Origin of the sequence: Pseudomonas sp. Sample_10, from assembly GCF_004321495.1 — a bacterium.
In the GTDB taxonomy this organism is placed as follows: Bacteria; Pseudomonadota; Gammaproteobacteria; order Pseudomonadales; family Pseudomonadaceae; genus Aquipseudomonas.
This window is the reverse complement of sequence record NZ_RCOE01000134.1, coordinates 1-11387: the sequence shown is the minus strand read 5'-3', so window position 1 is coordinate 11387 and position 11387 is coordinate 1. Positions and strand designations below refer to the sequence as shown.

Annotated in this window: 11 protein-coding genes and 1 pseudogene; 5 read left to right on the top strand and 7 right to left on the bottom strand. The window is 60.9% G+C overall.

What is annotated here, in order from left to right; translation table 11 throughout:
• From D8U18_RS12855 to D8U18_RS12835, 3 genes and pseudogenes are all read left to right on the top strand, one after another.
• Positions 1-188 (top strand): annotated as a pseudogene (locus D8U18_RS12855) (ABC transporter ATP-binding protein); the annotation flags it as partial.
• The gene (locus D8U18_RS12850) at positions 185-901 is read left to right on the top strand and encodes an ABC transporter ATP-binding protein (RefSeq protein WP_056852401.1); all 717 of its coding nucleotides are present in this window, start codon (positions 185-187) and stop codon (positions 899-901) included. The pseudogene D8U18_RS12855 and the gene D8U18_RS12850, both read left to right, overlap by 4 nt.
• 839 nt (positions 902-1740) lie before the next feature.
• Positions 1741-2511, top strand: a complete 771-nt coding sequence (locus tag D8U18_RS12835) for an SDR family oxidoreductase (RefSeq protein WP_131107747.1) — start codon at positions 1741-1743, stop codon at positions 2509-2511.
• Positions 2512-2559: 48 nt separating this feature from the next.
• Here D8U18_RS12835 and D8U18_RS12830 read toward each other — a convergent pair whose 3' ends face one another.
• The 5 genes from D8U18_RS12830 to ureE all read right to left on the bottom strand — a co-directional run bounded on the left by D8U18_RS12830 (position 2560) and on the right by ureE (position 6391).
• Positions 2560-3693 (bottom strand): AGE family epimerase/isomerase, encoded by a 1134-nt coding sequence (locus tag D8U18_RS12830; protein ID WP_056852403.1) that lies wholly within the window; start codon positions 3691-3693, stop codon positions 2560-2562.
• 288 nt (positions 3694-3981) lie between these two features.
• Positions 3982-4554, bottom strand: a complete 573-nt coding sequence (locus D8U18_RS12820) for a HupE/UreJ family protein (protein WP_131107746.1) — start codon at positions 4552-4554, stop codon at positions 3982-3984.
• A gap of 27 nt (positions 4555-4581) precedes the next feature.
• Positions 4582-5196 (bottom strand): urease accessory protein UreG, encoded by a 615-nt coding sequence (gene ureG, locus D8U18_RS12815; RefSeq protein WP_056852405.1) that lies wholly within the window; start codon positions 5194-5196, stop codon positions 4582-4584.
• Positions 5197-5219: 23 nt separating this feature from the next.
• The gene (locus D8U18_RS12810; RefSeq protein ID WP_056852406.1) at positions 5220-5894 is read right to left on the bottom strand and encodes an urease accessory protein UreF; all 675 of its coding nucleotides are present in this window, start codon (positions 5892-5894) and stop codon (positions 5220-5222) included.
• Complete coding sequence (gene ureE / locus D8U18_RS12805; RefSeq protein WP_131107745.1) at positions 5891-6391, bottom strand: urease accessory protein UreE; 501 nt, start codon at positions 6389-6391, stop codon at positions 5891-5893. The genes D8U18_RS12810 and ureE overlap by 4 nt, the downstream gene beginning before the upstream one ends.
• Positions 6392-6704: 313 nt before the next feature.
• On the opposite strand from ureE, the gene ycaC reads away from it, so the two are divergent.
• Positions 6705-7334 (top strand): isochorismate family cysteine hydrolase YcaC, encoded by a 630-nt coding sequence (gene ycaC / locus D8U18_RS12800; protein WP_056852408.1) that lies wholly within the window; start codon positions 6705-6707, stop codon positions 7332-7334.
• Between the two features lie 278 nt (positions 7335-7612).
• A complete protein-coding gene (locus D8U18_RS12795) occupies positions 7613-9454 on the top strand; it encodes an amidohydrolase (RefSeq protein ID WP_241664323.1) in 1842 nt (613 codons plus the stop codon).
• 77 nt (positions 9455-9531) lie between these two features.
• Here the strand turns inward: D8U18_RS12795 and D8U18_RS12790 are convergent, their stop codons facing one another.
• Entirely contained in the window at positions 9532-10443 is a 912-nt protein-coding gene (locus D8U18_RS12790) for a LysR substrate-binding domain-containing protein (protein ID WP_056852410.1), read from the bottom strand.
• Positions 10444-10469: 26 nt separating this feature from the next.
• On the bottom strand, positions 10470-11102 hold the full coding sequence (locus D8U18_RS12785; RefSeq protein WP_056852411.1) for a TetR family transcriptional regulator: 633 nt from the start codon (positions 11100-11102) through the stop codon (positions 10470-10472).
• Positions 11103-11387 lie beyond the last annotated feature (285 nt).

The following is an 11387-nucleotide window of genomic DNA, read 5'->3' as shown; positions in this document are numbered from 1 at the left end:
TGCGCGACGAGCACGATCTGACCGTGGTGCTGATCGAACACGACATGGGCATGGTTATGAGTATTTCCGACCACATCGTGGTGCTGGACCACGGCATCGTGATCGCCGAGGGCGGTCCCGACGACATCCGCAACGATCCGAAAGTGATTGCCGCCTACCTGGGCGCCGACGAAGAGGAAGTGGTATGACCCAACCCATCCTCGAACTCAAGGAACTGGACGTGTTTTACGGGCCGATCCAGGCCCTGAAGAAAGTCTCGCTGCATATCAACGAAGGGGAAACCGTCAGCCTCATCGGCTCCAACGGCGCGGGCAAGTCGACCCTGCTGATGTCGATCTTCGGTCAGCCGCGCGCGGCGGACGGGCAGATCCTCTACCAAGGCGTGAACATTACCCACAAGTCGTCGCACTACATCGCCTCCAACGGCATTGCACAGTCGCCGGAAGGGCGGCGGGTGTTCCCCGACATGACCGTCGAGGAAAACCTGCTGATGGGCACCATTCCGATTGGTGACAAGTACGCCAAGGAGGACATGCAACGCATGTTCAAGTTGTTTCCGCGACTTGAAGAACGGCGCACCCAGCGCGCAATGACCATGTCCGGCGGTGAACAGCAAATGCTCGCCATCGCCCGTGCGCTTATGAGTCGGCCGAAATTGCTGTTGCTCGATGAGCCCAGCCTCGGCCTGGCACCCATTGTGGTGAAGCAGATTTTCGCCACCCTGCGGGAACTGGCGCAAACCGGCATGACCATCTTCCTGGTCGAGCAGAACGCCAACCATGCCCTGCGCTTGTCCGACCGCGCCTATGTGATGGTCAACGGCGAAATCCGCATGACCGGCACTGGCAAGGAGTTGCTGGTCAACGAGGATGTGCGTAACGCCTATCTTGGCGGGCACTGAGTCGGCTTCGTTATGCACAGCCCCGGCGCGCAATCGCCGGGGCTTTTTTACATCTCCCAAACACCACTAAACCCTGTGGGAGCGAGCTTGCTCGCGATAGCAATCTATCAGCCAATATTGATGTTGACTGACAAACCGCTATCGCGAGCAAGCTCGCTCCCACAGGGTTTTTGGCGTGCCTCCGGGAAATTGTGGAAAACAATATTCAAGAGCTCCCAAACCGCGACATAAAGCCGCTGCAAATAGTTGTTTTGTCACGGTTTTGACTTGTCCCCGATTACTGTGGAGCTGGCTGTGAATAACGTGGGAGTAGCTGGCTGAAGGCCTTTGAAACCGTGGCGTGCAGAGGTGTGGTTGTTTTTTGATCAGTGGTTTTTACTTGGCTGAAAGAGCACTTTGTCAACCTTTTTGTTGGCAGTGAAAATCAGCGAATCGGGTGTGCACAAGCCTGTGGATAAGTCTGTGACTAAACTCTGGAAAGACTCGGCTGAAGGCCGTGGTTGCTGGCTTGGCGCCATCGTTGGTTTGACCTGTCAGTCATGAAAATGGCGATGGGCTACACAGCAGGCGCTTGAGGGTCAAGCAAAAAAGTTTCAAAACCCCGCGCTAAGCCTTGTGGATAGCGGCTTGCAGCTTTTCCACTTGCCCCCAAAGACTGTGGACCGGCCTGTGGATAACGTGCGGGCACATGGCTGCAAGCCACGGAGGGTAAGGCGTTGCGCGATTAGATCATTTTTTGAACAGGCTCGCGGTGGTTGCCCGTGTGAGCAAGGCCGGGCATGCTGCCCGTTGATTGTCTATTCCCATGGCTGACCGACAGCCGAAGCAAGGAGAACACGATGTCCAACACCCTGTTTATTACCGGCGCGACTTCCGGTTTTGGTGAAGCCTGTGCCCGTCGTTTTGCCGAGGCGGGCTGGAAACTGGTGCTGACCGGTCGTCGTGAAGAACGCCTCAATGCGCTGTGCGCCGAGTTGTCGAAGCAGACTGAAGTGCATGGCCTGGTGCTTGATGTACGGGATCGCAAGGCGATGGAACAAGCCATTGCCAACCTGCCGCCGTCCTTCGCCAAACTGCGCGGGCTGATCAACAACGCCGGCCTGGCGCTGGGCGTCGATCCGGCTCCCAAGTGCGATCTCGACGATTGGGACACGATGGTCGACACCAACGTCAAAGGTTTGATGTACAGCACCCGACTGCTGTTGCCGCGCCTGATCGCCCACGGTCGTGGTGCCGGCATCGTCAACCTGGGTTCCGTCGCCGGCAACTATCCGTATCCGGGCAGCCATGTGTATGGCGCAACCAAGGCCTTCGTTAAACAGTTCTCCCTGAATCTGCGCTGCGATTTGCAGGGTACAGGCGTGCGGGTCAGCAATATCGAGCCCGGCCTGTGCGAGAGCGAGTTCTCGCTGGTGCGTTTCGCCGGTGATCAGGAACGGTATAACGCGACCTACGCCGGTGCCGAGCCGATCCAGCCGCAAGACATTGCCGACACCATTTTCTGGGTCCTCAATGCTCCGGCGCACATCAACATCAACAGCCTGGAACTGATGCCGGTCAGCCAGGCATGGGCCGGTTTTGCGATTGATCGCAATGGTGGCAAGGCTTAAGAGCGAGTGACGGCCAATCGCGGGCTTGCCCGCGATTGCGACCAAACATCAGCGAAGATAATCGGCAAGCCCGCGATAACAGGTTGCCAGATGATAAGGCGTGGTCGACGGCATGTCCCGACGGCTGACTTCGCCGTGTTCGTCGCGGCATTCGTGCCAGCCACCGGCATGCAGAAAATGCTGTTGCAGCGCCTGCAATTGGCGCAACACCGTGGCTTCGCTGTGCGGTCGCAGTGTCAATGCCCGCAGGTATTCAGCCTGAGCCCAGATACGCTGGGTTGCATCTCGCGAGCCGCCGTCAGGTCCGAGGTCGAGCATGGCGCGTATCGCGCCGCAAGATTGATCCACGCCCAGTTGCTCGGTAAAGGCAAAGGCGCGTTCCAGTGAGGCATGCAGTTTCGATCCGCGCAGCAGCACTGAAGACTCCAGCAAGAAATACCATTCGAACTGATGTCCCGGCTCGAACCAGTTATCCACAGTTCCCAGCGGTTTCTCCATCAATACGCCGTGTTGCGGGTCGACGAAGCGTTTCTGCATGGCTGTGCATAACTCGATGAGCGCGCGCTGCACGGCAATGTCTTCGCGCACCGACAACGTAGCGAGGAAGGCTTCGGCCAAGTGCATCAACGGGTTTTGCAGGGGGCCGCTGCCGAGCGACGACCAGTCTCTATCGAGGCTGGCTTCGTACAGGCCGTCACCTGTGGAAAAGCGCCGGGCGATGACTTCCAGCGCGGCGTTGAGTACAGATTCCACCAGCGGTTCGCGGACCTTGTCCCAATAATGGGCGCAGGCGAACAGGATGAAGGCGTGGGTGTAGAGGTCTTTGCGCTGATCCAGCGGTGCGCCCTGCGGATCGATGCTGTAGAACCAGCCGCCGTGCTCGGCGTCGTGAAAGTGTCGTTGCAAGGAACGAAACAGCGCCGCCGCGCGCTCTTCGGCGGCCGGTACCTGGCCGATCAGGCTGGCAAACAGATACAACTGGCGTGCACAGGCCATGGCCCGGTAGCGTTGTGCAGGCAACGGATGATGCGCGGCGTCCAGTGCTTCATACGGCAACGCCATGTCGGCATTCCAGCCGGGACCTTGCCAAAGTGGCACGATCACACCTTCAAAGTGCTGTTGCACCGAGGCGAACAGGGCGGTCAATTCAGGGTGGGAGGCAGAGCGGGGAACATGCGGCATTGGCTGGCGTCGTCACGGCAGGTTTGGTTGCGCGACATGGTAGCAGGCCTGAGAGATGTGGTGTCTTTCCGACCGCCATCGCTGGCAAGCCAGCTCCCACAGGTTAAGTGCAAACTCTATCGATCGTTCCCACGCTCTGCGTGGGAATGCCTCAACGGACGCTCGTCGTTCGGCCTTTTGGGACGCGGAGCGTCCCGGGGTGCATTCCCACGCAGAGCGTGGGAACGATCAACACAGGACCTGTAGGAGCATGGCTTGCCCGCGATGAGGCTGACAAACGCCAGAAATTCAGCCCGCCAACAACCAGACCCCAGTCGCCGCCGAAGCTGCACCCGCCAGTCGCACCAACGGTGCAGCAGCTTGCGGCAATACCCGCACCAGCGCATAACCCGCCGCATGCAAGGCAACGGTTGCCGCAACGAACCCGGCGGCATACGCCCACGGGCTGGACATGTCCGGCAGTTCCAGGCCATGGGCCACGCCATGGAACAAGGCAAACAATGCCGTGGCAACCATGGCCAGGCTCAACGGTGGACGCACCGCCAGCGCTACGGCCAGGCCCAGCGCCAGGACCGACGCGGCAATCCCGCTTTCCAGTGCCGGCAGGTTCAGCCCTTCAAAACCCAGCAGGCCACCGATCAGCATGGTCGCGACGAAAGTGCAGGGCAGCGCCCAGCGCGCCGCGCCTTTTTGTTGTGCCGCCCAAAGGCCGACCGCGAGCATTGCCAGCAAGTGATCGAGGCCGCCGATCGGGTGACTGATACCGGCGATCAAGCCATTGTCGCCGTGCCCCGGGTGGGCAAAAGCGAGGGCAGGGGTCAGCAACAGGGCCGCGGCGGCCAGAATGCGTTTGAGTGTCATGGAAGCTTCCTTGTGAATAAATCTTGATCAGGCGGCGGTCAGCAAGCCTTGGCGCTCGATGAAGGCAATGATGTCTTCCAGGCCCTGGCCGGTTTTCTGGTTGCTGAAGACAAACGGTTTGCCGTTGCGCATGCGTGTGGTGTCGCTGTCCATCAGGGTCAGCGATGCGCCCACCAGGGGCGCCAGGTCGATCTTGTTGATCACCAGCAGATCGGATTTGCAGATGCCCGGCCCGCCTTTGCGTGGCAGTTTGTCGCCTGCGGAAACGTCGATCACGTAGATGGTCAGGTCCGACAGTTCCGGGCTGAAAGTGGCCGATAGATTGTCGCCACCGGACTCCACGAGAATCAGGTCCAGCCCTGGAAAACGGCGGTTGAGTTGATCCACGGCTTCGAGATTGATCGAGGCGTCTTCGCGAATGGCCGTGTGTGGGCAACCGCCAGTCTCCACGCCAATGATGCGTTCCGGTGCCAGTGCTTCATTGCGCACCAGAAAATCAGCGTCTTCGCGGGTATAGATGTCATTGGTCACGACGGCCAGGTTGTAACGGTCGCGCAGGGCCAGGCACAGGGCCAGGGTCAGGGCGGTTTTGCCGGAACCGACCGGGCCGCCAATGCCTACGCGCAGAGGTTGAGTGTTCATGTAGTTCTCCAAAGTAACAGGCCCTAGGAACGGAACAGACGGCTGTACTGCCGTTCATGGGCCATACAGGCCAGGGACAGGCCAAACGCGGCGCTGCCATAGTGTTCGGGGTTGATCTGGCTGGCGCTCTGCTGGGCTTGTTGCAGCAGCGGCAGCAGTTCGCTGGTCAGGCGCTGGGCGGCTTGCTGGCCCAGCGGCAGGGTTTTCATCAGCACCGCCAATTGATTCTCAAGCCAGCTCCAGAGCCAGGCGGCCAGCGCATCCTGCGGGCTGATCCGCCAGGCGCGGGCGGCCAGCGCCCAGCCCAGGGCCAGGTGCGGCTCGGGGCGTTGCTGCAGAAAGGCGCGGGCCGCTGCATCGAGCTCCGGCAGGCCGGTGAGCAGTTGTTGCAGGGAGTAACCCATCTGCCGGCTTTCCTGATGCAGTTCGCGGGTTTCCCGGCTGGCGCGGTGTTCTTCACAACGTTGCAGCAATTCGCTCCAGTTTTCCTCGGCGGCGGCAACGCAATGGGCGAGCAACAGCGGCGCCTCGAAACGGGCGAGATTGAGCAGCAATTGATCGCTTATCCATCGCCGCGCGCTGTCAGGGTCGTGGACGCGGCCGTTCTCCACCGCCATTTCCAGCCCTTGGGAATAGCTGTAGCCGCCAATCGGCAATTGTGGACTGGCCAGGCGCAGCAATGCCCAGGCGGGGTTCACAGGCGCACGCCGAACTGATGGAGCTTGGGTGGGTAATTGAAATCTTCATCGCCATGGCGCGAATGGTGATGGCCGCCGCCGTAGGCACCGTGTTCCGGCTGGAACGGTGCTTCGATGTTTTCGGCATGGGCGCCCAGTTGCTCGAGCATGGCCTTGAGCACGTAATCGTCGAGCAGGCGCAGCCAACCGTCACCGACTTGCAGGGCAACGTGGCGATTGCCCAGGTGATACGCGGCGCGGGTCAGTTCGAAGGCATTGGCGCAGGTCACGTGCAGCAGTTGTTCGGGGCGAGCACAGACACGGACGACTCGCCCGTCTTCGGCCTGTAGACATTCGCCGTCGTACAGCGGCGATTGCCCGCGCTCCAGAAACAAGCCGACGTCTTCACCCTCGGCACTGAAACAGCGCAGGCGGCTTTTGCTCCGGGCTTCGAACGTCAGGTGCAACTCGGCGGCCCAAATGGGTTGAGGGTCGATTCTGCGATGAATCACCAGCATCGGAAAGCTTCCAGCAATTGACAGTAGCGAGGTCAGAGCAAGGGCCTTGCCAATCAGAGGATGTGTAGGAAATGACTGTCGGAAACGTGGGATTGATTCGGATGTGTCGAGTGCTATGCATCGTCTTGGGGCGTGGAACGGGAGTGCGGCACTGTTTTGTGGCGAAAACAAAGCCTGTCCGTCTATCGTTCACAAAATAGAACGCTAAGGACAATTTTCACTGTCTACCGCGCAAAACGTCATGGTTTTAATCTTCTCCCATCAACGCGAAACACAACCCACTACTGAAAGCGAAACCTTAGGAGCTACAGCGATGACCAAATTCAAATACAACCGCCTGAACAAAGACGACGCTGCTGTACTGCTGGTCGACCACCAGGCAGGCCTGCTGTCGCTGGTCCGCGACATCGAGCCGGATGCGTTCAAGAACAACGTGCTGGCCCTGGCTGACCTGGCCAAGTTCTTCAACCTGCCAACCATCCTCACCACCAGTTTCGAGCAAGGCCCCAATGGCCCGCTGGTGCCTGAGCTGAAAGCGCTGTTCCCGGATGCTCCTTACATTGCCCGCCCTGGTCAGATCAACGCCTGGGACAACGAAGATTTCGTCAAGGCCGTGAAGGCCACCGGCAAGAAACAGCTGATCATCGCCGGTGTCGTGACCGAAGTCTGCGTAGCGTTCCCGGCCCTGGCTGCGCTGGAAGAAGAGTTCGACGTGTTTGTGGTCACCGACGCCTCCGGTACGTTCAACCAGATGACCCGCGATGCCGCGCATGACCGCATGAGCCAGGCCGGTGCACAACTGATGACCTGGTTCGGCGTGGCCTGCGAGCTGCACCGCGACTGGCGCAACGATATCGAAGGCCTGGCCGCGCTGTGCTCCAACCACATCCCGGACTACCGCAACCTGATGACCAGCTACAACGCCTTCAATAGCGCCAAGTAATCCGCTGCCGCCCGGGACACCGACTATCGTTGTCCCGGGCGGTGTGCTGTCGCGCCGCACATCCATCCAATTCCTGACGAGCATTGCCCGGCATGCTTCGCAGTCGTGCCCACCGCTGCCGCATCCAGATGGAGAACATCATGCCCCAAGACTCCAACGACAAGAGCCGCCGCCAGTTCCTGGCCAACAGCACCATTCTCGGTGCTGCCGGAGCGCTCTGGTCCGCCCTGCCATTTTCCAGCTCGGGTTCCGCCTACGCGTCCAGTCAGGCAGGCTCGATGACCGCCGACCTCATCCTGTTCAACGGCAAACTGCACACGGTGGACCGTGAGAAGCCGATGGCAACGGCGGTCGCCATCAAGGACGGCCGCTTCATTGCCGTCGGCACGGATGGCGAGGCCATGGCCCACAAAAGCTCGGCCACGCAAATCATCGACCTCAAGGGGCGTACGGTCATCCCGGGTCTGAACGACTCCCACCTGCACCTGATTCGCGGCGGCCTCAACTACAATCTGGAGCTGCGTTGGGAAGGCGTGCCCTCGGTGGCCGACGCCCTGCGCCTGCTCAAGGATCAGGCCGCCCGCACACCGACGCCGCAGTGGGTGCGCGTGGTGGGTGGCTGGAACGAATTCCAGTTCGCCGAAAAACGCATGCCGACCCTGGAAGAAATCAATCAGGCTGCGCCCGATACCCCGGTGTTCCTGCTGCACCTTTACGACCGCGCACTGCTCAATCGCGCTGCGCTCAAGGCCGTGGGCTACACCAAGGACACGCCGAACCCGCCCGGTGGCGAGATCCAGCGCAACAAGTTCGGCGAACCGACCGGCCTGCTGATCGCGCGCCCCAACGCGATGATCCTCTACGCCACCCTGGCCAAGGGGCCGAAGCTGCCGTTGGAATACCAGGTCAATTCGACCCGCCAGTTCATGCGCGAACTCAACCGCCTCGGCCTGACCAGCGCCATTGACGCCGGCGGTGGCTACCAGAACTATCCGGACGACTACCAGGTCATCCAGGAACTGGCCGACAGGGGCCAGTTGACCGTACGCATCGCCTACAACCTGTTCACCCAGAAGCCCAAGGAAGAACTCGCCGACTTCAAGAACTGGAGCGCGAAGGTCAAGCCGGGCGACGGCACTGATTTTTTGCGTCACAACGGCGCCGGCGAAATGCTGGTGTTCTCCGCAGCCGACTTCGAAGACTTCCTGGAGCCGCGTCCCGATCTGCCGCAAACCATGGAGCAGGAACTGGAGCCGGTGGTGCGCCATCTGGTCGAGCAGCGCTGGCCGTTCCGCCTGCATGCCACCTACAACGAATCGATCTCGCGCATGCTCGATGTGTTCGAGAAGGTCAACCGCGACATTCCGTTCAATGGCCTGCCGTGGTTTTTCGACCACGCCGAAACCATCAGCTCGCAGAACATCGAGCGGGTGCGCGCGCTGGGCGGTGGTATCGCGATCCAGGACCGCATGGCCTTCCAGGGGGAGTACTTTGTCGATCGCTACGGCGCCAAGGCTGCCGAGAAAACCCCACCGATCCAGCGCATGCTCGCCGAAGCCATCCCGGTAGGCGCCGGCACCGATGCCACCCGAGTGTCGAGCTATAACCCGTGGACGTCGCTGTACTGGCTGGTCAGCGGCAAGACCGTTGGCGGCATGGCGCTTTATCCGGAAGGCCTGAGTCGCGAAACCGCGCTGCAACTGTTCACCCACGGCAGCGCCTGGTTCTCCAGCGAGCAGGGCAAGAAGGGCCAGATCAAGGTCGGCCAGATGGCGGACCTGGCGGCCTTGTCGCTGGATTTCTTCAGTGTCGACGAAGAAGCGATCAAGGGCATCGAGTCGGTGTTGACCATCGTCGACGGCAAGGTGGTGTACGGCGCTGGCGAATTCGACAAGCTGGGACCTGCGCAGGTGCCGGTACTGCCCGAGTGGTCGCCGGTGGCCAAAGTGCCAGGGCACTGGCGCGCAGGTACGCCGTCGCTTGCATTGGCGGCGCATCAGTGTGTAGGACCTTGCGGGGTGCATGCTCACAGCCATGAACGGGCCCGACACTCGAGTGTGCCGGTCAACGACTACCAGGGTTTTTGGGGAGCGTTGGGCTGTTCCTGCTTTGCGTTCTGATGGTAACGGGGACCGATAAGGGTCCCCTTTTTTCACGTCGATTGGCTGATAGGCCGGGGGCACGGCCGCAGACGGTTTTACGCCATGTCGCTGACGCTGAATTCCTCGGCCAGATGGTCGATCAGCGAGCGCACCGAGGGCAGCAGCCCGCGCCGCGACGGGAAGATCGCATGCACAATGCCGCAACGCGGATGCCAGCCCGGCAACAATTCCACCAGCCGGCCTTCGGCCAGGTCCTCGCGCACTGCCACCCGTGGCAGGTGGGCAATACCGACGCCGGCCACCACAAAGTGACGCAGGGCGAACAGGTCGTCGGTGACCATGCGCGGCGTGTGGGGGATGACAATGCTGTGGCTCATGTCCTCGCCCTGGATCAGCTCCCATTGATATTCACGCTGCACACTGCCCCAATGCACGCTCGGCAATTGGCTGAGCACCTTTGGGTCGAAACCTGGCGGCAGTTGTTCGAGGTACCTCGGGTGGCCAACCAGGCACTGGGTGCTGTTGCCCAGCACTTTCATCACCATGTCGGTGTTTTCCAGTGGCGGAAAGCGCACGCGCAGGGCGACGTCGATGCCTTCATGCAGCAGATCGACGCGACGGTTGGTGCTCTCGATGAACAGTTCCACCTGCGGATACTTGAGCATGAAGCGCGACAGCATCGGCCCGACCCAGAAGTTCAGCAGGGTGGTCGGGCAACTGATGCGCACCAGCCCGCGGGGTTCGCTGCGGTTGCGTTCGATGATCTCGGCGGCACCTTCGGCTTCCACGCGCATGGCCAGGCAGCGCTGGTAATAGGCCTGGCCGACCTCGGTCAGCGAGCAGTGGCGGCTGGTGCGGTGCAACAGGCGTACACCGAGGCGCTCCTCAAGGTCGGCAATGCGCCGGCTGAGCTTGGATTTGGGCATGTCCAGCGCCCGCCCGGCCGGGGCGAAGCCACCGTGCTCGACCACTTGGGTGAAGTAGTAGAGGGAGTTGAGGTCTTCCAATGATCGTTCTCCGATGGGCAGCAGGTTTACTCCGTGCTGCCGAGCCCTTGCCAGTGCTTGAGGCCGATAAAGATGAAGCGCAGCTGCTGGGTAATCTTCGCTTGGGGCGTCAAGTGTTCAGGCAGCGCCTCGGCCGGCGGGTCGATGATGTCGGGCAATGTGGCAAACACGCTTTTGACGATCAGGTCGGCCATGACGCTCAACCCGGCGATGTCCAGGTGTTGCAGCTTGGGCATCAGCGACAGGTCGGCGGCCAGGTCGGAGCTGATGTCTTCGCGCAAGCGGCCGATGGCCTGGCGCACCGGCAACGAGCCGCCATATTGTTCGCGGGCGAGAAACAGGAACTGCGAACGATTGGCTGACACCACATCGAGAAAGATCCGCACCGACGCATCGATGATGCCGCCCATGACAAACTCGTTGTGCCGTACCAGGCGAATGGTTTCGCGGAAAGTCTGGCCAACCTCGCTGACCAGCACGAGGCCCAGTTCGTCCATGTCGGCGAAATGCCGGTAGAAACCGGTGGGCACGATCCCGGCGGTTTTCGCCACTTCACGCAGGCTCAGGCTGCCGAATCCTCGGCCGCCTTCCATCAAATGGCGAGCAGCGTCCATCAGGGCGTTGCGGGTTTGTTGTTTCTGTTCGGCGCGGGGCAGCATCGCAAGGGTGTTTTCTGAAGTAGACAGCGGCGCACTCTAGCAAATCGGCTTCGCTGGCGTCGAACGAGGATAGGGAGATCGAGCGGGGAAGAATTCGGCTGTTACAAACGCAATATCCAGACAGTCAAAAGCCCAATCCGCTGATTGGGCTTTTTTTCAGGGCGGCCATGGGGCTTAGCTCATGGTGCTGTTGCGTTCGATCACACGATCACCACCACCTTCGGCCAGTGTTTGGCCTGGAGTGCGGTCGGAGCCGTCAGCGGCGAGGGTTTGGCCTGGAGTGCG